21 protein-coding genes are annotated in these 23,469 nt (G+C 40.1%); 12 read left to right on the top strand and 9 right to left on the bottom strand.

The window, feature by feature from the left end; translation table 11 throughout:
* Nucleotides 1-35: 35 nt before the first annotated feature.
* The 5 genes from ABES02_RS24530 (at nt 36) to ABES02_RS24510 (ending at nt 6,583) form a co-directional block, all read left to right on the top strand.
* Nucleotides 36-1,556 carry a long-chain-fatty-acid--CoA ligase gene (locus ABES02_RS24530; protein ID WP_430140390.1) on the top strand — a complete coding sequence of 507 codons (1,521 nt, stop codon included), beginning with the start codon at nt 36-38 and terminating at the stop codon, nt 1,554-1,556.
* Nucleotides 1,557-1,580: 24 nt separating this feature from the next.
* Nucleotides 1,581-2,474 carry a R2-like ligand-binding oxidase gene (locus ABES02_RS24525; protein ID WP_430140389.1) on the top strand — a complete coding sequence of 298 codons (894 nt, stop codon included), beginning with the start codon at nt 1,581-1,583 and terminating at the stop codon, nt 2,472-2,474.
* 27 nt (nt 2,475-2,501) lie between these two features.
* Nucleotides 2,502-4,025, top strand: a complete 1,524-nt coding sequence (locus ABES02_RS24520) for an aldehyde dehydrogenase family protein (RefSeq protein WP_430140388.1) — start codon at nt 2,502-2,504, stop codon at nt 4,023-4,025.
* Nucleotides 4,026-4,045: 20 nt separating this feature from the next.
* Complete coding sequence (locus ABES02_RS24515; RefSeq protein ID WP_430140387.1) at nt 4,046-5,254, top strand: iron-containing alcohol dehydrogenase; 1,209 nt, start codon at nt 4,046-4,048, stop codon at nt 5,252-5,254.
* A gap of 117 nt (nt 5,255-5,371) precedes the next feature.
* Nucleotides 5,372-6,583, top strand: a complete 1,212-nt coding sequence (locus ABES02_RS24510; protein WP_430140408.1) for an acyl-CoA dehydrogenase family protein — start codon at nt 5,372-5,374, stop codon at nt 6,581-6,583.
* Nucleotides 6,584-6,627: 44 nt separating this feature from the next.
* Here ABES02_RS24510 and ABES02_RS24505 read toward each other — a convergent pair whose 3' ends face one another.
* Nucleotides 6,628-7,242 (bottom strand): TetR/AcrR family transcriptional regulator, encoded by a 615-nt coding sequence (locus ABES02_RS24505; protein WP_430140386.1) that lies wholly within the window; start codon nt 7,240-7,242, stop codon nt 6,628-6,630.
* A gap of 233 nt (nt 7,243-7,475) precedes the next feature.
* On the opposite strand from ABES02_RS24505, the gene ABES02_RS24500 reads away from it, so the two are divergent.
* Both ABES02_RS24500 and ABES02_RS24495 read left to right on the top strand, forming a co-directional pair.
* Nucleotides 7,476-8,327: a GNAT family N-acetyltransferase gene (locus ABES02_RS24500; RefSeq protein ID WP_430140385.1), complete on the top strand. Its 852-nt coding sequence runs from the start codon at nt 7,476-7,478 to the stop codon at nt 8,325-8,327.
* 295 nt (nt 8,328-8,622) lie between these two features.
* Nucleotides 8,623-9,561: a manganese-dependent inorganic pyrophosphatase gene (locus ABES02_RS24495; protein WP_430140384.1), complete on the top strand. Its 939-nt coding sequence runs from the start codon at nt 8,623-8,625 to the stop codon at nt 9,559-9,561.
* 100 nt (nt 9,562-9,661) lie between these two features.
* On the opposite strand, the gene ABES02_RS24490 is transcribed toward ABES02_RS24495, so the two are convergent.
* Nucleotides 9,662-11,521: a helix-turn-helix domain-containing protein gene (locus ABES02_RS24490; protein WP_430140383.1), complete on the bottom strand. Its 1,860-nt coding sequence runs from the start codon at nt 11,519-11,521 to the stop codon at nt 9,662-9,664.
* 290 nt (nt 11,522-11,811) lie between these two features.
* Between ABES02_RS24490 and ABES02_RS24485 the strand changes: the two genes are divergently transcribed.
* The 4 genes from ABES02_RS24485 to ABES02_RS24470 are packed head-to-tail and all read left to right on the top strand — an operon-like array spanning nt 11,812 to nt 15,982.
* Nucleotides 11,812-13,059 (top strand): Zn-dependent hydrolase, encoded by a 1,248-nt coding sequence (locus ABES02_RS24485; protein WP_430140382.1) that lies wholly within the window; start codon nt 11,812-11,814, stop codon nt 13,057-13,059.
* A gap of 16 nt (nt 13,060-13,075) precedes the next feature.
* The gene (locus ABES02_RS24480) at nt 13,076-14,260 is read left to right on the top strand and encodes a M20 family metallopeptidase (RefSeq protein WP_430140381.1); all 1,185 of its coding nucleotides are present in this window, start codon (nt 13,076-13,078) and stop codon (nt 14,258-14,260) included.
* Nucleotides 14,261-14,309: 49 nt separating this feature from the next.
* Complete coding sequence (locus ABES02_RS24475) at nt 14,310-14,507, top strand: DUF3311 domain-containing protein (protein WP_430140380.1); 198 nt, start codon at nt 14,310-14,312, stop codon at nt 14,505-14,507.
* Nucleotides 14,507-15,982 (top strand): sodium:solute symporter family protein, encoded by a 1,476-nt coding sequence (locus ABES02_RS24470; protein WP_430140379.1) that lies wholly within the window; start codon nt 14,507-14,509, stop codon nt 15,980-15,982. Before ABES02_RS24475 ends, ABES02_RS24470 begins: the two co-directional genes overlap by 1 nt.
* A gap of 81 nt (nt 15,983-16,063) precedes the next feature.
* On the opposite strand, the gene ABES02_RS24465 is transcribed toward ABES02_RS24470, so the two are convergent.
* The 6 genes from ABES02_RS24465 to ABES02_RS24440 form a co-directional block, all read right to left on the bottom strand.
* Nucleotides 16,064-16,597, bottom strand: a complete 534-nt coding sequence (locus tag ABES02_RS24465) for a hypothetical protein (protein ID WP_430140378.1) — start codon at nt 16,595-16,597, stop codon at nt 16,064-16,066.
* 338 nt (nt 16,598-16,935) lie between these two features.
* Nucleotides 16,936-18,045: an o-succinylbenzoate synthase gene (gene menC, locus ABES02_RS24460; RefSeq protein ID WP_430140377.1), complete on the bottom strand. Its 1,110-nt coding sequence runs from the start codon at nt 18,043-18,045 to the stop codon at nt 16,936-16,938.
* 4 nt (nt 18,046-18,049) lie between these two features.
* Nucleotides 18,050-18,859, bottom strand: a complete 810-nt coding sequence (locus tag ABES02_RS24455) for a GNAT family N-acetyltransferase (RefSeq protein ID WP_430140376.1) — start codon at nt 18,857-18,859, stop codon at nt 18,050-18,052.
* Nucleotides 18,860-18,879: 20 nt separating this feature from the next.
* Nucleotides 18,880-20,364: an amino acid permease gene (locus ABES02_RS24450; protein WP_430140375.1), complete on the bottom strand. Its 1,485-nt coding sequence runs from the start codon at nt 20,362-20,364 to the stop codon at nt 18,880-18,882.
* Nucleotides 20,365-20,391: 27 nt separating this feature from the next.
* Nucleotides 20,392-21,522 (bottom strand): amidohydrolase, encoded by a 1,131-nt coding sequence (locus tag ABES02_RS24445; RefSeq protein ID WP_430140374.1) that lies wholly within the window; start codon nt 21,520-21,522, stop codon nt 20,392-20,394.
* A gap of 12 nt (nt 21,523-21,534) precedes the next feature.
* Nucleotides 21,535-22,383: a MurR/RpiR family transcriptional regulator gene (locus ABES02_RS24440; protein ID WP_430140373.1), complete on the bottom strand. Its 849-nt coding sequence runs from the start codon at nt 22,381-22,383 to the stop codon at nt 21,535-21,537.
* Between the two features lie 239 nt (nt 22,384-22,622).
* On the opposite strand from ABES02_RS24440, the gene ABES02_RS24435 reads away from it, so the two are divergent.
* The gene (locus tag ABES02_RS24435) at nt 22,623-23,186 is read left to right on the top strand and encodes a DNA-3-methyladenine glycosylase I (protein ID WP_430140407.1); all 564 of its coding nucleotides are present in this window, start codon (nt 22,623-22,625) and stop codon (nt 23,184-23,186) included.
* A 49-nt stretch (nt 23,187-23,235) separates the two neighbouring features.
* Here the strand turns inward: ABES02_RS24435 and ABES02_RS24430 are convergent, their stop codons facing one another.
* Nucleotides 23,236-23,400: a hypothetical protein gene (locus ABES02_RS24430; RefSeq protein ID WP_430140372.1), complete on the bottom strand. Its 165-nt coding sequence runs from the start codon at nt 23,398-23,400 to the stop codon at nt 23,236-23,238.
* Nucleotides 23,401-23,469: the final 69 nt, after the last annotated feature.

Raw genomic sequence — 23,469 nt, 5'->3', positions numbered from 1 at the left:
AATGGATTTTCATATTTTAAATAGGAGAGGATTCAATGAAGTTAAAGGACCTTTTAGAGACTAATATCGCTGAATTTGGTGAGTATCCTTTGTTATTTTTCAAAGAAAAGACTTTAACAAATGTGGAAACGAAACAATATGCAGACCATTTTGCAAATGGTTTACAGCAGCTTGGTATTGAAAAGGGTGACCGTGTGATTGTCTGCATGCCCAATTGTCCTGAAGTCCTTATTGCCTATCAAGGAATAACCAGATCCGGAGCGATTATTGTTCCTGTTATGTTCACCCTTCATCCGAAAGAACTACATTTCATTGCCTTAAATTCGGGAGCAAAAGCGGTCATTACTTCCTCCTATGTTTTTCAAAATATCGAAAAAGCTTTAGAAGAATTACTAGCGAAACCGCATTTAATTGTTGTTAATCAGCCATCTGATGATCGAGTTAAGAATTTTTATGACGTCATGGTTCCGGGTAGCAGCAGTGTGTTAAAAGATATGGAAGCAGATGATACAGCGGTTATTTTGTACACATCTGGTACTACAGGAAATCCAAAAGGTGTTCTTTTGACTCATAAGAATCTTTTTTCCAATGCGGCGAACTCTGCCAAGCACAATGATACCGAGCGAGGGACTACATTAGGTGTCCTGCCGCTTGCTCATGTCTACGGACTAACGGTATCCAATGTGTGCTTCCTTACCGGCAGCTCGATTGTCCTTTTCTCCAGATTTGATGTAAAAGAAGTATTTAGTGCGATCGAAAAATACGGTGTTAAAACTTTTTCTGCTGTACCAGCCATGATCCATGCGCTTGTATCTTTTCCCTTTGCAGACAGCTATGACACATCTAGTTTAGAATCTGTCGGTTCGGGTTCGGCACCTCTCCCTGTAGCCCTATTGCATTCATTTGAGGAAAAATTTGGGGCGAAGGTGTTTGAAGGCTATGGGTTATCCGAAGCAGCGCCAGTAGTCACGGCTCACCGGAAGGGGTTTGAAATTAAACCAGGATCGGTCGGAATTCCGATTCCAGGAGTGGAAATCAAAGTGGTTAATGAAAATGGCGAGGAGCTTCCTCTAGGAAAAGTGGGGGAATTGGTCGTTCGCGGTGATAATGTTACGCCTGGCTATTATCAAAATCCGGAAGAATCTATGCGTGTGTTAAAAGATTCTTGGTTATATACAGGAGACATGGCTCGGATGGATGATGATGGGTATGTTTACATCGTCGACCGTAAAAAGGACTTAATTATTCGCGGCGGCTTTAATGTATACCCACGTGATGTCGAGGAAATCCTCAATGCCCATGAACAAGTGTTAGAGGTGGCAGTTGTTGGGGTCCCTGATGAACGGATGGGAGAAGAAATGGTTGCTTGTGTAGTCAGGAAACCGGGAACTGATGTGTCCGAGGAAGAATTAATCCGTTTTTGCCAGGACAATCTCGCCAAAAACAAAACTCCGAGAAGAATTGTTTTCATTGAGGCCCTGCCTAGGAACGGAGTGGGAAAAATTTTAAAAACACAGCTTCGTAAAACAGCAGCCGATATTGTCATTAAACCGTAAAGGAAAAAAAGGAGGAATTTCTATATGGAAAAAAGAACCATATTGACAACCAGCAAGCGTGGCTTACTTGAAGATTCTTTCCCATATCGACTTTATCAAAAAGCAAAGCGGCTAGGAACATGGAATCCGGCCGATATCGATTTTAGCCAGGATCAAAGAGATTGGAAGAAATTAAATGCTGAACAGAAAGAAGATATCCTGCGGCTTATTTCTCAATTTCAAGCTGGTGAAGAGGCGGTAACATTAGACCTTTTACCCCTAATTATGGCGGTTGCTAAGGAAGGCCGTCTTGAGGAGGAAATGTTTTTAACCACCTTTTTATTCGAGGAAGCCAAGCATACCGAATTTTTTAGACTAGTATTAAATGCTATCGGTGAAAGAGGCGACCTTTCACATTTTCATACCGAAACCTATCAAAAGATATTCTATGAAATTCTCCCAAAGACGATGGATCGGTTGGTTACGGACCAATCACCGGAAGCAATTGCTGAAGCATCGGTTGTTTATAACATGTTTGTTGAAGGAGTATTAGCTGAAACGGGCTATTTCTCTTTTTATGAAGCCTTAGAAAAGTCCGGAATCATGCCAGGACTTCTCGAAGGTATTGGAAATTTAAAGAAGGATGAATCAAGGCATATCGGCTACGGCACTTTCCTTCTGCAAAGATTGATTTGCGAACACCCACATCTCTTTGATTTTGTTGCAGCCAAAATGGCTGAACTGACCCCATTAGCTATTCGGTTAAATCAAGAGGGCATCTCCGGAAGAACGGTTAGTTCATTCGGTGGAAACCCTGATGATGTAATGAATTTTACGATGAGACAATTGTCAGTGCGGATGGAAGTGCTAGCTAGAGCGAGGGGTAAAAAAATCGAAGAGATTTATAGAGTGACAGAAAGTGAGATTGGGGTTTTGTAGTGAAATTATTTAGAGGAGGATTTTACGATGACAGTTCAGGTAGAGGTGCCAGCTTTTCCCCATTTTATAAACGGAAAGTGGGAGCCATCTAGCAGTAAGGAAATGTTTGATGTGTTTAACCCAGCAACTGGAGAGCTTGTAGCAAAGGTTGCCAAAGGAACGCCTGCTGATGTGGATCGTGCAGTAAAAGCGGCTCGTGTTGCGTTTGACCAAGGTGACTGGAAAAATATGAAGCCAAAAGATCGTGCAAAAGTTCTATATGCAATTTCCTATCAAATTGCCGAGCATGCAGAGGAATTAGCTTATTTAGAAGCAATTAGCTCTGGCGGTACTGTTCGTCGCATTGGTAATAGCGATATTTTACAAATGGTTGACTTATTCCAAACTTTAGCAAACTTTACGCTAGAATATCCGTTTTCTGAGACTCTTCCGGTACCGCCATTCCCTGGTCCTGCCCATAACTTTATTTGGAGAGAACCAATCGGTGTCTGTGCGGCGATCACTCCATGGAATTTGCCAATGGTCATTGCGACTTGGAAGATTGCACCTGCACTGGCAATGGGGAACACGATTGTCATTAAGCCGGCAAGCTACACCCCACTCTCCACTCTGAAACTAGCAGAAATTATTTCAGCAGTGTTACCGCCTGGTGTTATTAACGTTGTCGCCGGACCAGGGGCAGAGGTTGGGGAGGCACTGGTCACACATCCTCACGTCGATAAAGTTGCCTTCACTGGTTCTACCGAAGTAGGAAGAAGGATTATGGCACTTGCCGCTGGCACCATTAAAAAGACTACCCTAGAGCTAGGTGGGAAATCACCAAATATTCTTTTAGAAGATGCAGATCTCAGCATTGCTCTTCCTGGTAGTTTGTTTGGTGTGTTCCTTCATTCCGGCCAATTGTGTGAATCCGGCACGAGGGTTTTTGTTCCAGATAAGCTCTATGATCAGGTCGTAGAAGGACTTGTCGGTCTTGCTAGCAAATTAAAGCTCGGTAATCCGCTCGATCCAACAACCGATGTTGGCCCAGTTATTTCGAAAATACAAAAGGAAACGATTCTTTCTTATATTGAGGCTGGAAAACAAGAGGGAGCTACACTAGTTTGCGGTGGTAAGGAAGTGAAGGTTCCGGGGTGTGTGGAAGGACATTTCATCGAACCGACCATTTTTGCCAATGTAACCAATGACATGAAAATCGCTCAAGAAGAAATTTTTGGTCCTGTATTATCCGTCATCCGCTATTCAGATTTAGATGAGGCGATTAAGATGGCAAATGATACGATTTATGGTTTAGCAGCTGGTGTTTGGACCCGTGACGTAAATAAGGCGTATGAGGTTGCGAGAAAGCTTCAAGCAGGTGTTGTCTGGATCAATGACTGGCATTTGCTTCGCAGTGATGCCCCGTTCGGCGGGTATAAACAAAGCGGAATCGGCCGTGAAATGGGGCAGCATTCACTTGATGCCTATACCCAAGTGAAGCATGTCCATACTTCTATGACACCGGAGCTTGAAAGACGCAACTGGTACGGTATTTTGTTCGGCCAAAACTAATGTAGAGGTGAGGAGTTAATATGAAAACAACCTTATCACAGTTTATGTTACGTACTGGAATTTATAGCGGTTCAAATTCACGGGCAATGGTCCCAAGTTTATTTGCTGGACTCGGTGCCAAACGTGTTCTTCTTTTAAGCGATAGAGGATTAGAGAAAGCAGGAGTCATCGAAAAAGTAGCCTCTATTTTTGAATTGACTGGGCATGGCAGCGGACCGCAGCTGGTAGGTACCTACCTTGACATTGCACAGGATGCCGAAAGCCGCTGTATTAATGATGCAGTCCGCTATGCAAAGGAAGTGGGCGCTGATAGTTTGCTTGCTGTTGGCGGCGGCAGTGTTCTTGATACGGTTAAAGGGGTTAAATATGCACTTCACAAAGGACTATCCGATATTAAAGAAGCCATTCCAGGTGGCTTATTGTATGAGTCTTTTCCAAAGGCTTCGTATATCCCGATTCCGCATATTGCGATTCCAACGACAGCAGGAACTGGATCAGAGGTTTCGCCGATTGCCGTTATTTTTAACGAAGACATACAAATGAAGACAAATATCATTAATCCGTTTATTAACGCTGATATGGCAATCTTGGATCCGGATTTAACAGTAGGGCTGCCGCCTGTCATCACCGCTTTTACTGGATTTGACGCATTAACTCATGCGATTGAGGCTCTCGCATCCCCGACTGCGACAGGCTTAACGGATGCTTATGCTCTTCATGCGATCCGCTTAATTGAGAAAAATCTACCTGTTGCTGTCGCTGATGGTGGGAATATTGCCGCGCGGATGGATTTATTGCAGGCAAGCTTAATGGGAATCACTGCTTTCAGTTTTGCCTTAAATGCTATTCCAGTTCATAATATGGCGCACGCCTATGGAGCTCTGTTCCGGATTCCACATGGTTTAGCAAATGCTGTCTTTTTACCGGTGGTCATGGAGCTTGTTCCACATTTGTATTTGCCTAAGGCTGCTGAGCTGGCACAAGCGTTGGATGTAGACGTGAAGGGAGATTCACCTGAAACAGCTTTGTCTAAGGTAGTGGAAAAAATTCGCTTACTTCAGCACAAGGTCGGCCTTCCAGCTGATTTTAAAGAATACAATATCACGGAAGAATCACTGCAGCTGACGATTCCAGCTGTTATGAAGGACCCGGCAGCCCTGAGCTTCCCGATGCCAAAGGAATTGATTGCTGCGATTGGACAAAAGGTAGTCCCGTTGACAGTTAAGTAATTTAGAGATAGTCCTAGCCAGCGGGTTTCGGAAAATTTGCTGGCTAGGTCGACTCGCAAATAAACCAGTGATTTTCGCAAAAAATCTAACAATAGACGCAGGAGGAAAAGAACAATGATGGATTTTTCATTTTCAGAAGAACAAGGATTACTAAGAAAGACAGTAAGACAGTTTGTAGACAAAGAAATAATGCCATTTATTCGCGAATGGGACGAAAAACAGATATTTGAAGCGAATATCCTAACGCGACTTGCCGATTTAGGTCTTATGGGTGTATGTATCCCGGAACAATACGGTGGCAGCGGCATGGATTATAACTCTTTAGCAATTGTCTGTGAGGAATTGGAACGAGGAGATACTGCCTTCCGAACAGCGGTTTCCGTTCACACGGGTCTAAACAGCATGACCTTGCTGCAATGGGGTACTGAGGAACAAAAACAAAAATACCTCACTCCACAAGCAAAAGGTGAAAAGGTTGGCGCTTTTGGATTAACCGAGCCTAATGCCGGATCAGATGTTGCCGCCATGCAAACAACGGCAGTCAAACAAGGCGATTATTACATATTAAATGGGTCAAAAACGTGGATATCCCTATGTGATGTAGCTGATCACTTTTTAGTGTTCGCCTACACAGATAAGAGTAAGAAGCACCACGGTATTTCCGCGTTTATTGTTGAGAGACAATGGGAAGGGTTTTCCTCCAAAGCCATAAAAGGAAAACTGGGAATTCGTGCGGGTAACACAGGCGAGATCTTTTTTGATAATGTAAGAATACCGAAAGAAAATTTGGTTGGCCAAGAAGGGGAAGGTTTTAAAATTGCCATGTCCGCCCTTGATAACGGTCGATTTACAGTGGCAGCAGGTGCTTGTGGAACGATTATGGCCAGCCTTGAAGCGAGCTTAAAATACTGTCATGAAAGAAGTACTTTCGGAAAAGAAATTGGCAAGCACCAGCTTGTCCAGCAAATGATCGCCAAAATGGAGGCAGGCCTTCAGCAATCACGTTTGCTTGTTTTTAGAGCTGGTTGGTTGAAAAATCAGGGCAAACGAAACACTCGTGAGACTTCATTAGCAAAATGGCAGGCGTGCGATTATGCCTATGAAGCCGCTAATGATGCTGTCCAAATTCATGGGGCATATGGTTTCTCCAATGAATATCCGGTTGAACGCTATTTAAGGAATGCTAAAGCGCCAGTTATCTATGAAGGAACGCGTGAAATTCATACAGTTATGCAAGCGGAATATGTTTTGGGCTATCGAGAAGATAAACCTTTATCCAATACGCTGCCAGCATGGCCATTTGAAGAAGCGAAAGAGACCGTGAAGTAAAACGAAAAAAGAAAAACCCATTATGGCAAAAACCATAATGGGTTTTATTTCATGTCTAATTTAGTATAAATAAGCTCTTTCATTTCGTTATATACTTGTTTATATGGATATTTGTCTAAGAGCATTGAATAATGCAGTGAAATTCCATCAATCAGTCCCCAGAAAATTTGTGCGATTTCATCTGTATGAACACTCGAGGAAATTTCACCTTTTTTAATTCCTTCTACCAGTATCGTGTTAAAAAGAGTTTTATACATCTCATACCGGTCTAACATTAAATCCCGTAAATCTTCTTTTCTTGTGGAGTACAGCCAAAACTCAATATGAACGCGGGTGGAATTGGCAAATTGCGGTTGTTCATTAAGTTGACTATAAAGCTGAAAAATATAATCCAATTTATCTTTTGTACAAGACAATTTTTCGAGTTCTACTTTGAGGTTAGAAATATTTTCGTTTGTATGTTGGTTCATTAATTCAAGATAAATATCATCTTTAGAGCTGAAATAATTATAAATGGCCCCTTTACTAATTTTTGAATGGGCAACAATATCGTCAATGGTTGCAACTTGGAATCCTTTTTCAGCAAAACATTCGAAGGCACTCTTGAGGATTGCCGCTTTCTTTTCTTGTTTATATTTATCGGAAACAACAGGTGGCATAAAAATCCTCCCCAAAAAATAACTTGACTAAGACTAATCTTAACAAAAAACCGCTTAAAATGTAATGCAAGTTTTTTATCAGAAAATATTGAAAAAAGACTTCCGATTTGATTTAATTAATATAAACTGAATAGTCGGTTTAAAGGATAGACGAGCCATAATTGAACCTTCCATCAGCACAGTCAGATCATATTGATGCATTTTATTATTTTTGTTAATAGGGGGAGAAGAAGTTGCAAATTACTTTTAAAAAATTAACCGAATGCACCATTCAAGACGTGGTAACTGCTTGGAACAGAGGATTCGAAGGTTATTTTGTCAAAATAGACATGACACCCGAACTCTTTTTCAATCGGGTGGTAAATGAGGGGCTTTCATTGAACCATTCCATTGTGGGATTTGATTCGGATGAACCAATCGCCATCTTGATGAATGGTTTCCGGACGATAAACGGTAAAAAAACTGCTTGGAATGGCGGTACGGGGATTGCAACTGACTACCGTGGGAAAGGTGTTTCTAAACTTTTAATGGAAGAGACCTTGAAAATTTATAGAGAAGAGGGTGTCGAGGTAGCAACTCTTGAAGCAATAAAAGAGAATGAACGAGCGATTCGATTATACCAAAGCTATGGATATGAGATAACGGATTCACTTGTTTATTTAAGTGGTGCATTAAAGGTTACTACCATGACTTCAATTCAAACCGATTCGATTCGACCGGAACAGCTCCCATTACTTCCATGTTATAAAGAGGACCTTCCATGGCAATGCCAGTGGCAAAGTGTAAAGTCAGGGGTAGCACAGGTTTATTATGATGAGGCGGGAAATCCTTTAGGTTATTCATTATTTAAAAGAGTGTGGAATCAGGCTGGAAAACTGGAAAAGGTATTTTTGTATCAGCTTGAACTTTTAGTTGATGTTAGTGGTAAAACCATAGATGGAATATTTACAAAGATAACCGATCATGTCGATGTTGCAGTTAATTTAATGACCATAAATGCTTCCTTAACCAATCCAGCCATTCAATATCTTTTAGAGAATGGGTTTACCAAAGCGACAGAACAAGTTCAAATGGTTAAAAAATAAGTTGTATTAAATTAAATATAAAAATCTGTTGATTGCAGCGGAAGGCGCGAAGACTCCTGCGGGATTACGGGGCAGGGGAGACCCCGCAGGAGCGAAGCGACGAGGAGGCTCCCCGTACCGCCCGCGAACCGCTCGCGCCTGGAGCGGAAATCAACAGCCATGTTTAAAAGAGTAAAAAAATAAACGAATAAATTTTTTTTGAATCCTTTTTCGTAATATTATATAATTTCCAATAGGGCCAATCTCATTTAATTGGATGGCCTTACATACTTTAATACGATTAGGAGTCATAAAAATGGAAAAAGTACTTATTTTCGGTCATAAAAATCCGGACACTGATACGATTTGTTCTGCGATTGCCTATGCAGATCTAAAAAAACAACTAGGTTTGGATGTTGAACCTATTCGCCTTGGCCAAATTAATGGCGAAACACAATTTGCGCTGGATAAATTCAATGCCGAGGTTCCTCGTCTAGTTGAGGCAGTCGCTGCGGAAGTAAATTCAGTTATTCTCGTTGACCACAATGAGCGCCAGCAAAGTGCAAACGATATTACCGAAGTCCGTGTTTTGGAAGTAATCGACCACCATCGGATTGCTAACTTTGAAACAAGTGATCCTCTTTATTACCGTTGCGAGCCTGTTGGCTGTACAGCGACTATTTTAAATAAAATGTACAAGGAAAACGGCAAAGAAATTAAGCCTGAAATTGCAGGTCTTATGTTATCTGCGATTATTTCTGATTCCTTGTTATTCAAGTCACCGACATGCACACAAGAAGATGTAGATGCTGCTCGCGAATTAGCAGAAATTGCTGGTGTCGATGCAGAAAGCTATGGCTTAGAAATGCTAAAAGCTGGGGCCGACGTACGCGATAAATCCATTGGAGAACTTTTAAGCCTTGATGCTAAAGGGTTTGAAATGGGCTCAAGTAAAGTGGAAATTGCTCAAGTGAATGTGGTTGATACAGCCGATGTACTTGCCCGTCAAGAAGAATTAGAAGCGGCGATTACAAACATCATTGAAGAAAAGAACTTAGATTTATTCTTATTCGTAGTAACAGATATTTTAACGAACGATTCAGTTGGTTTAGCGTTAGGAAGCAAAACGGCTGCGGTGGAAAAAGCATATAATGTAACTCTTTCCAACAACACAGCAACATTAAAAGGCGTAGTTTCTCGTAAAAAACAAATTGTCCCTGTTTTAACAGACATTTTTACTAAAGGTGAAATGTAAATTGTTTCGTCCATGCAATCATGCATGGACGTTTTTTTCTCTTATAAATAAATTCCTTCTTTACAAAAAGGGCGCCCCTACAAATAGTAGCGCCCATTTTTTATGTTTTGGAGATGACATTATACTCTTGTAATTTGTCTTTCATATAAGGATAAAGGTTTACTGCCAAATGAATATTCAAAAATTGTTGACTATCCGATAAATCAGTTGAAAGGATGTCTTCAATTCTCTTTAATCGATACATTAATGTATTGGTGTGAACATGAATCGATTCTGCAGCTTCTTTTGCATTTTGATTGTGTTCAAGGTAAGCAAATAGGGAAGGAAGAAGTTCACCCTTGCGAGATTGGTCATACTCTAATAGTGGCCCAAGTATTTCGCTGATAAAATCGATAAGTTCTTCTTCGCTATTTTGAAGCAGAAGTCGTTGGACCCCAAGATCTTTATAACTAATAACTTGGTTATTCCCTCCGTAACTACGAACAAATTGTAAACATTTCGCCGCTTCCTGCAAAGATTTTGTCACCTTCAATAAGCTTGAATGAATCCTTCCAATGCCGATTGAGACGGTCGATCCCCAATTTTTTAAATGAATTTCCTGTTGGAATTTTGCTACAAGCTCCTTAACCTGATGATGAGCATAAGTAGTTGACACATTTTGTTGAAAGGTTAAGAGAATAACGATTTGATCGTGGTGTCTTACGGCAATTCCCTTTAAGAAATTTCTTAAAAACAGCAGGTTGGCCAATTGGACTAGATGGCGGATAATGCTGTTTCGCTTTTGGATATTATCCAGTTCGTCCAAACGAATGATAACAGCCATATAGTCTCCCATAGGATCGAAATCCATCTGTTTTGTTTTTTGAAGAATGGTACTATCCATTTTTCCGGAAAAAAGGACATCGATAAATTCATCGTTCATTCTTTCCTGTGCATCAAAAATCGCCTGTTCTTTAACTAATTCAAGTGAAATAACCGTACAAGCATGCTCGAGTGCGGCAATCTCCACTTCAGGTATTTCTTCAGGTGTTACAATAATTAGGGAGCCGAAAAGTGTTGGTTTTGCCCCAATTGGCAGTACCGTTAAATACTGTCTTTCCTCATTTATTGTTATTTCAAGGAAAGAACGGGCTGTCCCAACATTTTTGATGGACTCTTGTGCCATTTGTTTAATCGTTAATAAGTCCACATTTGAAAGTGTGGCTTGCAAGGCAGACGAAATCAGTTCTCCAAGATCATCTAACAATAAAACCGTATTCCCGGTTGAGACATGCAGATAACTAATAATTGAATCAAGACCTTCACCGTTTAATACGAGTCTTGCCAGTCGCTTATGAATATCCACTGAGCGAGAAAGCATCTCGTTTTGCATAGATATTGTATTATTTAAGGATTCCAGCTGTCTTACCGTCTTTTCCTGTTCCCGATAAAGGCTTGCCTTCTCTAAAGCAACGGCCGCCTGGTGGGCAATCGCCGTTAATAGATTAATATCCTCAGGGATGAAGTGAAGCGATGGGTCGAAAGAATCGAGTGTAATTACTCCGATGCATTCTCCTTTTAGTAGAATAGGAGCGCAAATGGTTGAATATGGGACTGTTGGAATGGTTTTTAACATAAGTGCCATATTTTCTTTGGATAGTGTGGCTGTTGCTTTTTCCACTTCTGTTCTGTTATGAAAAATCAGGCATTTTTGCGCGGTAAAAGCAAGGCCCGTCATGGACTCACCAGGTTTTAGCCGCACATCCGAAATTTCCGATTTAAAGTTGCTATCAGATTTTGGAATAAGCAGATTTTGAATGGGATCATAAATAAATAATACACCACCGTGGGCTGCTTCAATCACCGAGACAGTTTGTACCATAATAGAATCGATTAGGGTATCGATATCTAAAGATGAGTTTAAAACATTGGAAACATGTATTAATGACTGCAGTTGGCGATGACTAAGTGTCTCTTTCATGTTGCACCTCACAATTCATTTGTCGAAAATAATAAAATATTTCATTTCTTTTGTCTATTGTAACAAAAATTGAAAAGAAATGTGTGCTTTTTATCAGGTATTATAAAGGGGAAGGGTGTTTTATATACTTTTTTTGTGTGTTTACACAAATTGTTTGTTAATAATTTTGTGCAAAAGAACATAACAAATATTCTGATAAGTTTTATAATTATAAATAATCAATAATAAAAATAAACGCCACTCCATTAAAGTGATAAACAACAGGGGACTTTGGCAGGAGGGATCGAACCTTGATAAACGAAGAAAGATTATGGAAGAGACTGCAGCTCTTAAGCGAAATTGGAAGAACAGAATCTGGTGGAGTTACTCGTTTGTCATTCACTAAGGAAGAACGGGCCGCAAAAGATCTTGTAGCCTCATATATGAAGGAAGCAGGATTAGAGGTCCGAGAAGATGAAGTCGGTAACTTGATTGGCAGAAAAGAAGGATTAAATCCAGAGGCTGCTGTTGTTCTGACTGGTTCCCATGTGGACTCCGTTTTTAATGGCGGAAATTTCGATGGACCATTAGGTGTACTCGCAGCCATTGAAGCATTACAAGTCATGAATGAACAGGGAATTGAGACTGAACACCCAATTGAGGCAATTGCTTTTACTGATGAAGAGGGAGCAAGATTTAGCTTTGGGATGATTGGCAGCAGAGGAATCGCAGGCACTCTTACGAGAGAAGAACTTCTTAATAAGGATAAGCAGGGCATCTCAATCGAAGAGGCATTCCTTTTAAGTGGATTAAACCCTGATGAGATTGGGAAAGCAGCCCTTAAACCTGAAGAGGTCAAAGCATATGTTGAACTTCATATAGAGCAGGGGAAAGTTCTTGAGGGATTGAATCTCTCAACAGGTATTGTTTCAGGACTAGCGGGTCCGTTATGGCTAAAGTTTATTTTTGAAGGGGAAGTTGGACACGCCGGTGCGACCCCAATGCCAATCAGGCATGATGCTTTAACTGCAGCAGCAAGAGTGATGCTCGTGATCGAAGAGGAAGCATCCAAAACGGGGACTACTGTGGGGACTGTTGGACAAGTTCTTGTTCTTCCTGGGGGAATCAACATCATTCCTGGCCGTGTTGAATTCTCATTAGACCTGCGGGATATAAGTGAAACAGTCCGTGATGAGGTTGAAAATCAGATTAGGAAAATCGCAGGGCAGATTTGTGAAAAACAAGGTGTTGAGTTAACTATTGAAGAGTTGCAGCGTGTTGCACCAGCACCTTGCTCAGACATAATCAAAAAGGCTGCTAGTGAAGCGTTTGAAAAGCTTGGTCTTGAAGCGCATTATCTTCCGAGTGGAGCAGGTCATGACGGGATGCAATTAATGGATTTATGTCCAATGGGAATGCTATTCATCCGCTCAAAGAATGGCATTAGCCATGATCCGGCTGAATGGAGTTCTAAAGAGGACTGTGCCGATGGAGCGAATGTTCTTTATCAAACCGTCTTGAATCTAGCCGTTCAAAAAGTAAATTTAACAATGAAATAAAATGGAGATGATATCAATGAGTGTTAATACAACAGTAGATCTTAATCAAATGGCTAGTGACTTAAAAGACCAGGTCATTTCATGGAGAAGACATTTACATCAAAATCCAGAGCTATCCTTCCATGAGGAAAAGACAGCCCAATTTATCTATGATACATTGCAAACATTTGGAAATTTAGAGCTTTCTCGTCCAACAAAAACAAGTGTCATGGCCCGTTTGATTGGAACACAACCTGGAAAAACCCTTGCTATTCGTGCAGATATGGATGCTCTTCCAATAGAGGAAGAAAACACATTTGAGTTTGCTTCGCAGACCCCAGGGGTCATGCATGCTTGCGGGCATGATGGACATACTGCGATGCTTTTAGGGACAGCAAAAATTCTTTCAGGACTAAAGGAACAAATCAAAGGGGAAGTTCGTTTCTTGTTCCAGCATGCCGAAGAGCTTTTCCCAGGCGGCGCGGAAGAAATGGTAGAGGCAGGAGTAATGGATGGGGTTGATTTAGTCATTGGCACACATCTGTGGTCACCATTGGAAATTGGGAAGGTAGGTGTGGTTTACGGCCCAATGATGGCTGCACCAGATACTTTCTGGATTACCGTAAACGGTAAAGGCGGACATGCCGCACTTCCGCACCAGACAATCGATTCCATAGCGATTGCGGCACAAGTTGTAACAAACCTCCAGCATATTGTTTCAAGAAATACAGATCCACTAGACAGTTTGGTTATTTCCGTAACCCAATTTGTCGCTGGGACAACCCATAATGTTATTCCGGGATCTGTAAAACTTTGGGGAACGGTTCGCACCCTTGATCCGAAACTGCGTGATTCGATTCCAGCAAAAATGGAACGCGTCGTAAAAGGGATCACTGAAGCGCATGAAGGAACTTATGATTTCAAATATGAATTTGGCTATCGTCCAGTTATCAATGATAACGAAGTGACAGCAGTAATAGAAGAAACAGTAAGAGAAGTTTTTGGCGAAGAAGCACTTGATATGATGAAACCAAATATGGGTGGAGAAGATTTCTCGGCATTCATGGAAAAAGCTCCAGGCTGTTATTTCTATGTTGGGGCAGGCAACGAGGAGCAAGGGATTACTTATCCGCATCATCACGCTCGTTTTACAATCGACGAGGATGCGCTAGAAATCGGAGTTAAATCATTCCTTCATGCAACCTTTAAGTTTTTAGCTTAAATTTTTATAAAAAAAGGCATCAATATTATATATAAATGGGGGTTATATTATGAAATTACATCAGCTTCTTGCACTTTTACCTTTCATTGGGTTACTTGGCGGCGTACCCTTTGCCAATAAAGTCACTCCTTATATTTTCGGGATGCCTTTTGTACTTTTTTACATCGTTTTGTGGGTTGTACTAACTTCTGGAATTATGGCTCTCGTATTTAAAATGGACCCAGCAAATAAGGAGGAGGAGATCTAATGAATACAGCATTAATTATTATTTTCGGATTTTTAGCATTATCTATCTTCCTTGGTGTCCAAGCGCAAAAAGGGAAGGAGATGAGTCTTGAGCAATGGTCAATTGGCGGCCGTGGATTTGGAACAATCTTTGTATTCCTGCTAATGGCCGGTGAAATTTATACAACCTTTACCTTCTTAGGAGGAAGTGGCTGGGCCTACGGAAAAGGCGGTCCAACATATTATATTTTAGGTTATGGCTGTTTAGCCTATATCATGTCTTATTGGTTACTTCCTGCTATTTGGAAATATGCAAAAGAAAAGAAATTGATGTCACAATCTGATTTCTTTGTAAGCAAATATAAAAGCCCTTTACTTGGTGTTTTTGTATCTTTAGTTGGTGTTGTTGCCCTAATTCCATATCTTGTTCTTCAATTAAAAGGTTTAGGAATTATCGTTTCCGAAGCATCAGGCGGTTCCATTTCATCAACAGCTGCTATTTGGATCGGTGTCATTTCCGTAACGGCCTACGTTATGATTTCTGGAATTCACGGTTCAGCCTGGACGGCAGTAATCAAAGACATTATGATCCTCGGTGTCGTTTTATTCCTAGGTATCTATTTACCAATCCATTATTATGGCGGCTTCCAGCCAATGTTTGAAGCCATTGAGGCTGCAAAACCAGGCTTCCTTGCTCTTCCTGATACTGGATTAAGTGTTTCTTGGTTTATTTCGACAGTGCTTTTAACTGCACTTGGTTTCTATATGTGGCCACATACGTTCGGGTCTATTTATTCAGCGCAAAGTGCTAAGGTATTCCGTAAAAATGCAATCATTATGCCTCTTTATCAGTTAGTATTATTGTTTGTATTCTTTGTAGGCTTTGCTGCAATCCTTCAGGTGAAAGGATTAGAAGGCCCTGCAGGTGACCTTGCCTTATTGAAGCTATCGATGCAGACCTTTGATCCGTGGGTAGTAGGCTTAATTGGAGCAGCCGGCCTATTAACAGCGATAGTTCCTGGCTCAATGATTATGTTATCAGCAGCAACATTGCTCGCGAAAAACGTTTATAAGGTTTTTGTTCCAAAGGCTTCTGATCAGCAAGTATCAAAATTAGCTAAAAACCTTGTACCAGTTGTGGCAATCATCGCACTTTACTTCACTTTTAAAGGTGGGGACACGCTGGTAACTTTATTATTAATGGGCTATAGCCTTGTAACACAACTGTTCCCTGCAATGGTATTCAGTTTAGCTAAAAAGAACTTTGTGACTAAGCCAGCAGCTTTTGCTGGTATCGCAGTAGGGGTGTTTACTGTTGCCTATATTACAATTAGCGCATCAACAATCGGAACACTTTTCCCTGCTCTCCCACAATTTGTTAAGGACTTAAATGTTGGGGTAATCGCACTAATCATAAACTTAGTCGTTACCATCGTTGTCAGCCTTGTGACAAAACCCGTAAGTTCTACAAAAACGACATCTGAACGCGTGGCTTAAAATAATTTACTAACCAAAAAACCTCCCAAAAGTATTTGTCTTAATGACAACATGGGAGGTTTTTATATTCAGTAATGTGAATTAGGATTGATCTGGCTGATTTTGGATTTCATCCTTCTTTTTATTTAAAAGGAAAAATGTTAACGGCTGATCTGAGCCGGTCATAAGTTTATATACATAGGATGAAGTTACTTTATAGCCATCTTCTATTTTTGTTGCTAAATAATTCGCTCGTTCGAAGAGAATCGAACGGATATGGTTTAGCTGCAGTGATAGTTTGTCAATTAACGCTTCTTGCGTATCTAAACGCTGCAAAACCCCGCCTTGGAACTCTTCTTGTTTGGAAATTTTATTATTAAGTTCATTTAATGATTCGATAACCTGGCTCTCAAATTCCTGTTGATATTGGTTTCTTTCCCTCAAGTCATGTAGTTGATTATCAACGTGTTTCCAATGATTAACTTCCGTTTCTAGTTGCCGCTCTGTTTGGATTTTGAGTTCATTCAATATTTCTGTTAAAAAATCCTTGCGTGAATATGTTTGATTAGGTTCTTTAATAGTTTGTTTATTTTTAAAAACCTCTGGGTGCTCACGATTGTTAATATATAATCCCATACCTCACCCCAACCTTTGTTTATATAGTTATCATATTTTATGCCTTAAACCCATAAAAGGGACAAAGATGGGCTATGGTCTATTTCTTTGCGATTCATTTGAGAATAAAATGGTGGTAACCAATAGATGAAGGTGAATGAGTGTGTCTATTTTTAATTTCTTCAATAATAAATGCGCGATATGTTAAAGAAAGGTTAAGCCTCTCCGCACGTATATCAATGATAAAGGAGAAACAATGAAGGTGTGTATACCTTGTTCCCAGTATGCTGAGCGAAGAGCCTATCGGATAAAAAAATAAGCTCCAAAGGAAAAACCAGGCAACCTAGCCTGGTTTTCTTTTAGTTATATATTTTACTTGATACCATATATTTTTTTACTTTGTCCAAATCAACTTTATAACCAAATCCAAGGGATGAAGGAACCTTGATCGTCCCATTTTCCACCGTTACTTCAGGTTCAATGATATCCTCTGCCCAATAGAGAGAGGAGCCAGCCGTATCTCCAGGGAGCGTAAATCCAGGCAGGGTAGTTAAGGCGATGTTATGGCCTCTACCGATACCCGATTCAAGCATGCCGCCGCACCAGAGAGGAACGTTTCGTTCTAGGCAGTAATCATGAATTTTCTTCGCTTCCGTCAAACCGCCTACACGGCCAACCTTAATATTAATGATTTTGCAACTTCCTAATTTCAGCGCTTTTCTCGTGTCCTCTAAGGAGTGGATGCTTTCATCCAGACAGATTGGTGTTTTTAATTTTGCCTGCAGCTCTGCATGATCGATAATATCATTGTAGGCGAGGGGCTGCTCAATCATCATTAAATTGTAATCGTCAAGGGCTGCTAACATTTCAATATCCATTAGTGTGTAAGCAGAATTTGCATCGGCCATAAGGGGAATATCAGGATAGACCTTTCGAACTTTATCAATTAACTCAACATCCCAGCCCGGTCTAATTTTTAGTTTAAAACGTTTATATCCTTCCTCATGACGTTTTTCAATAATTTCTAATGTTTCATCGATGGTATCTTTAATTCCAATGCTTACTCCAACGTCAATCGTTTTGTTAGTCCCGCCGAGTACACTTGCTAACGTGGCGTTCTGCTCCCGGGCATATAAGTCCCAAACAGCCATTTCAAGCGAAGCCTTTGCCATATGATTTCCACGGATGTGAGCGAAGAACTTTTCCGAAAGCTCATCGGGATGATGAATTTCATTGTTTAATAAGATTGGAATTAAAAAATCCTCAAGAATATGCCAGTTGGTTTTTACAGTTTCTTCATTATAATAGGGTGTTGGCATGGCGACATTTTCTGCCCATCCTGACTGGCCGTCCTCGTTTATAACTTCAACGAGAATAAAATCTCGGTCATATTCTGTCCCAAAACTAGTCGTAAATGGATAAAGTAAATCCATTTTCATATGACGTAAAACTACTTTTTTTATTTTCATCTTATTATCTCCTTGTTAGAACATAAAAATGAACCGGAACATTAGGCTCCGAGTTTTTGATAAAACCAGTGATCTGCCAATCTTGTTGAAAAGCATGCTGATAAATCTCTCTTGTCTTCATTCGCCATTCTTTTGCAAGTTCCAGATTGGTTTCTTTAATGGTCCTGAAAGCCTTAGGGACAGGAACATAGACAGTTTTTTCACTTTGCGGGAGAGGAAGGGGAGATAAAGGTACTGGCAAGCAATCATGATTCATATCCCATTCGATAAGAGATTGGCTTATGACGCAGTCCGATGCCACCTCAATTTCAAATGGTCTTTCATCACGAATATACCATTCAACTAAGAAGCGGTCTGAAGCGATTCCATTGTTTAATAGATCTTCCATCTCGCCATAGCAATTTTCGATATAAGTGGAAACTCTGCCACCCAATTTCGCGATATTCAAATATCCATTAATACTTTCTAACGGGTCGTAAGTCCAAGTAATTAGAGAGTAACCAAGCTTCAATGCTTCATCTCGTTGAGCAAGCTTGAGTTTTTCTCCAATTTTTTTATTCCGATATTCAACATCAGTAGCTAAAACATGAGAGCATAGATAAGTCATTTTTCCATTAAACCCGGGAAAACTATATTGGAAGCCAACCAATCTTTCTCCGTCATAAGCTCCTAAAACCAAACCGCCGTTTTTCACGGCGGTAATGGTTTGGTGAGTAGGGATGGAGTCGGCTTCTCCCCAAATTTCGCATTCAAGCCTTCTTACATCCTCAAGCTCGTCAATCTGTTGAAGGGAACGGATTTCAATCTTATTCATAGCGATTCCCCCTTGAAAAATTATTCTCTGCTGAAATCTGCCTCTTGTAATGGCACCATCTTTGATTTTTTAGTAATTTTATAGCTTAAGTAACCCATTATGAATAATGGAAGTCCAATATAAGAGACAGCGATTCCATACCAGTCAACCTTGACACCGATAAATGCTCCGTAATTCGTTCCAAGCATCGCTACTAAACATAGCACAGTTGCCAAAATCGGTCCTAATGGGAACCATTTCGCTACATATGGCAGTTCATTAAAATCTTTACCTTGTGCTTTAAAAGCTTTTCTGAATCGGATGTGAGTTACTGAGATACTTAACCAGGAAAGGTAGCCTGCTAAACCTGCCGCATTCAATAGCCAAGAATATACAGTTCCATCACCAAAAAGAGAAGTCAGGAAGCACAGCATTCCTACAAGGGTAGTAAGAATGAGCGCACTAACTGGTACTCCGCCTTTGTTAACTTTTTTCAAAAATGCAGGAGCTTTTCCTTCTTCTGCTAATGTCCAAAGAACTCGTGAACCCACATATAATGATGAGTTACCAGCAGATAAAACGGATGTTAAAATAACAGCATTCATGGCAGCAGCTGCAAAAGCAAGGCCGGCATGTTTAAATACAAGTGTGAACGGGCTAACAGCGATATTTTCAAGATCGCCACTTAATAAGTTCGGATCTTTGTAGCTGATTAAACAACCGATAATAAAGATCGCTAATACATAGAATAATAGAATGCGCCAAAAGATTTGCTTGATCGCTTTCGGAATATTTTTTTCTGGATTTTCACTTTCCCCAGCCGCAACTCCAACCATTTCTGTACCTTGGAAGGCAAAGCCCACAACCATGAAAACACTGAAGATAGATAATAGACCACCCTTGAATGGGGCCTCTCCTTTAGTGAAATTGTCAAATCCACCAGTATGGCCGTTCATAATGCCAAATATCATCAATACACCCACTGCGATAAAAATGATGATGGTGGCCACTTTGATAATCGAAAACCAAAATTCTGATTCGCCATATCCTTTAACGGATAAAACATTTAATCCAAAAATTAGCGCAAGGAAAATTGCACTCCAGACAATACCAGGTACATCCGGCAGCCAGTATTTCATGATTAAGGCTGATGCAGATAATTCAAGAGCTAGAATGATAGCGTTGTTGTACCAATAGTTCCAGCCGACTGCAAATCCTAAGGCAGGGTCGACAAATCTTGCTGTATATGTACTAAATGATCCAGTGATAGGGATATAGGAAGCCATTTCAGCAAGGCTTGTCATTAGGAAATATACCATAATCCCTGCAATTAGATAGGCAGCAAGCGCTCCTCCAGGACCAGCATCATGAATGGTCGTCCCACTGGCTAAAAAGAGACCGGTACCAATAGTTCCCCCGATAGCAATCATGGTTAGATGTCTTGTTTTAAGCTTGCGTTCTAAGTGCTCTTTTTCAGTTCCAGAAGTTTGAATAACAACGTCAGATTTACGAACAGTATTTTGCATAGAAACACCTCTTTTATTTTGAATTTATTATTCTTCTAAGGCTAATAAAATGGTTCTTATTAAAATATTTGCTCCATATTGTAAGGCATCTAAATTAAATTTCATTTGTGGGTGATGAAGACCTGGTGATAGATCACAGCCTAGTCCAACCATCGTTGCTGCTAAATCAGGATTATCGACAGTGTAAAAATGAAAATCCTCACCTCCTTGAGAAACAGTGGCTGGAATCAGATTTTCTTTTCCTAGTTCGTCGATGATAGCGGTTTCAACAATTTTTATTGCACTTTGATGGACAGAGGCAGCCGGGACAAATTCTTCCATTGACCAATTGATTGCGGCACCAGATTCTTCCATTGTCTGTTCCATAATCTTCTTTGTCATAGATTTAAGTTCATTCATTGTCTCATTGGTTTGCGCTCTGGCATCAATCGAGAAGGTGGCTGTTTCTGGAATTACGTTCGTAGCCGCATTTTCAGTTTGGAGCTGTGTCATTTTAATAGAATAAGGGGTCTTCGTAATCAAATCAATCTCTTTAAGTTTTTGAATGAGCAAAGCAGCTGCTTCAATGGCATTGATTCCATCTTGGGGACGGGATGCATGTGCCTGAAGTCCTTTGATCGTTCCTTTTATGGTTCCGGCTGCACCATGTATGATAACAGGGGAAGCTTTCATAAAAGGGACCTCAACATTTGGACGGACATGAATTCCAAATAACATGGATACATTCTGTAAAGCTCCATCCTTTATCATTTGAAGGGCACCTTCACCTTTTTCTTCAGCAGGTTGAAAAATAAAGCGAAGCGTGTGTTTCGGTTTCATTCCACTTGAAGCAAGCGAAAGTGCTGCATATAAAACCATGGTGCTATGGGCGTCATGTCCACAAGAATGATTTGGTTTTACCACACTATCGACTTCCTGAACAAGCGCATCCATATCAGCCCTTAATGCAATCACTTGGTCTGATTCTCCGGGAATTTCTGCTATGATTCCAAAATGGTTCGGAAATGTCTTTACTATGAAGCCAGCTTGCTTCAGACGGCCAGCCAAATAGTGAGAAGTGTTCTTTTCTTCCCAGCTTGGTTCAGCCAAGGTATGTAATTGATGATACGTTTGAAGTATGTTCTCGTTATTTTTTTTAATATAATGAAGAAATTCCAAAATAGAAGCTCCTTAATCATTGAATACATTAAAACTAGAATACATTTTTTCCAGCTTTTGTTGGTGGTGATGAATTCGTTCTTGGTCTTTTTCATGAATGCCTTCAATAATTAAATCAACTAAACTAATAACCGAAGCAATAGAATTGCTACCGGTTTCGGCATTCTCCTCTGTCGTAAGAACAATATCTGAAATTCTACCAACAGGGGAAAGAAGGCGATCGGTTACGCTAATTAAACACACTTCATTATCTGCAACAAACTCAGCTAATTTAATCGTGTCGTTAGAGTATCTAGGGAAGGAAAAAACCACTACGACAGATTCTTTCGTAAGATTAGAAAATTTTTCGAAAAACTCTCCAGTCGGGGAGACAAGCGTAACATGATTTCTAATCGACCCAAGCATATAAGAAAACCAATAGGCTGCTGCATGGGAAAGCATATGCCCGGCTATTAGCACTTGATCTGCCTTAATGATGGCATCCACGGCTTTCCAAATCTCCTCGACGTTGGCCCTGTTGATTAATTGCTTTAAAAGTTGAATCTCATTTAATATCACTCTCTTAAAAGGATCGCTGTTCCTAAAAGGCAAGCGGATACTATATTCATTTTCTGCTTGATTTTCCTGGATAAGCCCTTGTTGTATGGTTGTTTGCATTTCGCTGAACCCTTCAAATCCTAACGCGTAAGAGAGACGTATCACTGTGGTTTCACTAACGGCTGCATGCCGGCCAATTTGAAAGGCGGTCTTAAAGGCAGCTTGATTGAGGTTTTCAATCAGATATTTGGCCACTTTCTTTTGACCAGCTGATAAATCGGAGAATTTATTTCTAACCAACTGTTGAAAAGAGATTTGTTCCATTCTCCCATCCTTTCCAAATGAAGGGAATCCTTCATTTAAAATTTTTGTTGCAGTCAATCCTTTTTCTGATATATACACTATCATAAGTTCAGAAAAAATAGAAGGAGTATTTTTATTTTTTAGATTATTTTGAGTAATGTAAGAATATGGGATGTCAGGATGTGAACTGGTCGGGTCTAGATAAAATGGGGAAAATGGATGATAATAGAAGGGAAAGAAAGAAAAAGGGACGTGAAAATATGAATAGATGCGGTTGGGTGAATCAAGATCCCTTGTATATCGATTACCATGATCATGAATGGGGAGTGCCTGTCTATGATGATCGCTTGCTTTTTGAGTATTTAAATCTCGAGGGGGCACAGGCTGGACTTAGTTGGTATACGATATTAAAAAAAAGGGAGAATTACCGGAATGCCTTTGATCAATTTGAGGCGGATAAAATTGTTTCTTACGATGAAAAAAAGATTGAAGAGCTTTTACATAATGAAGGAATCGTTAGAAATAAACTAAAAATCAATGCAGTCATTACGAATGCAAAAGCTTATTTGAAGGTAATTGAGGAATTTGGTTCTTTTAGTAAGTACCTATGGTCATTTGTTGATGGCAAACCTATTCAAAATCACTTTAAAGAATTAAAGGATGTTCCAGCGTCAACTGAAATTAGTGATAAATTAAGCAAGGATTTAAAAAAACGCGGCTTTAAATTTGTGGGCTTGACGATTTGTTATGCATTTATGCAGGCAGTAGGAATGGTGAATGACCATATCGTTACCTGTGACTGTTATCAACATGCAGCGTCATAAACCTAATAAAAAAGGCGATCATCCCTAAAAAGAGATATCGCCTTCTTTTCTATTTACTTAGTTTGTTTTCCAAAAGGAAATCTGAAGTTGGCAGCGAAATTACTTTACCACCAATCTGGACATGAATGGTATCGTGGAAAATGGCTTTTACAATCCCTTTTAAAGAAATCGTAGAATTTACAGAGACTTTTTTTGGTTCAGCTTGATTTGCCAAATTAACCAACACCTTTCAAATTATTCAGATTTTGATAAAAGAAAAAAACCACTAAAGTTACACTATATT

The sequence above is a fragment of the Neobacillus pocheonensis genome, from assembly GCF_050477905.1.
In the GTDB taxonomy this organism is placed as follows: Bacteria; Bacillota; Bacilli; order Bacillales; family Cytobacillaceae; genus Neobacillus; species Neobacillus pocheonensis_A.
This window is presented reverse-complemented; position numbering and strand designations above follow the sequence as displayed.

Bases quoted from the DNA above. Each gene is read 5' to 3' on its own strand.
- ABES02_RS24530 (WP_430140390.1), top strand. From the start codon at position 36: ATGAAGTTAAAGGACCTTTTAGAGACTAATATCGCTGAATTTGGTGAG.
- ABES02_RS24440 (WP_430140373.1), bottom strand. From the start codon at position 22,383: ATGGAACAAATCTCTTTTCAACAGTTGGTTAGAAATAAATTCTCCGAT.
- ABES02_RS24520 (WP_430140388.1), top strand. From the start codon at position 2,502: ATGACAGTTCAGGTAGAGGTGCCAGCTTTTCCCCATTTTATAAACGGA.
- ABES02_RS24465 (WP_430140378.1), bottom strand. From the start codon at position 16,597: ATGGGATTATATATTAACAATCGTGAGCACCCAGAGGTTTTTAAAAAT.
- ABES02_RS24435 (WP_430140407.1), top strand. From the start codon at position 22,623: ATGAATAGATGCGGTTGGGTGAATCAAGATCCCTTGTATATCGATTAC.
- menC (WP_430140377.1), bottom strand. From the start codon at position 18,045: ATGAAAATAAAAAAAGTAGTTTTACGTCATATGAAAATGGATTTACTT.
- ABES02_RS24510 (WP_430140408.1), top strand. From the start codon at position 5,372: ATGGATTTTTCATTTTCAGAAGAACAAGGATTACTAAGAAAGACAGTA.
- ABES02_RS24525 (WP_430140389.1), top strand. From the start codon at position 1,581: ATGGAAAAAAGAACCATATTGACAACCAGCAAGCGTGGCTTACTTGAA.
- ABES02_RS24480 (WP_430140381.1), top strand. From the start codon at position 13,076: ATGAGTGTTAATACAACAGTAGATCTTAATCAAATGGCTAGTGACTTA.
- ABES02_RS24455 (WP_430140376.1), bottom strand. From the start codon at position 18,859: ATGAATAAGATTGAAATCCGTTCCCTTCAACAGATTGACGAGCTTGAG.
- ABES02_RS24490 (WP_430140383.1), bottom strand. From the start codon at position 11,521: ATGAAAGAGACACTTAGTCATCGCCAACTGCAGTCATTAATACATGTT.
- ABES02_RS24475 (WP_430140380.1), top strand. From the start codon at position 14,310: ATGAAATTACATCAGCTTCTTGCACTTTTACCTTTCATTGGGTTACTT.
- ABES02_RS24495 (WP_430140384.1), top strand. From the start codon at position 8,623: ATGGAAAAAGTACTTATTTTCGGTCATAAAAATCCGGACACTGATACG.
- ABES02_RS24515 (WP_430140387.1), top strand. From the start codon at position 4,046: ATGAAAACAACCTTATCACAGTTTATGTTACGTACTGGAATTTATAGC.
- ABES02_RS24470 (WP_430140379.1), top strand. From the start codon at position 14,507: ATGAATACAGCATTAATTATTATTTTCGGATTTTTAGCATTATCTATC.
- ABES02_RS24505 (WP_430140386.1), bottom strand. From the start codon at position 7,242: ATGCCACCTGTTGTTTCCGATAAATATAAACAAGAAAAGAAAGCGGCA.
- ABES02_RS24450 (WP_430140375.1), bottom strand. From the start codon at position 20,364: ATGCAAAATACTGTTCGTAAATCTGACGTTGTTATTCAAACTTCTGGA.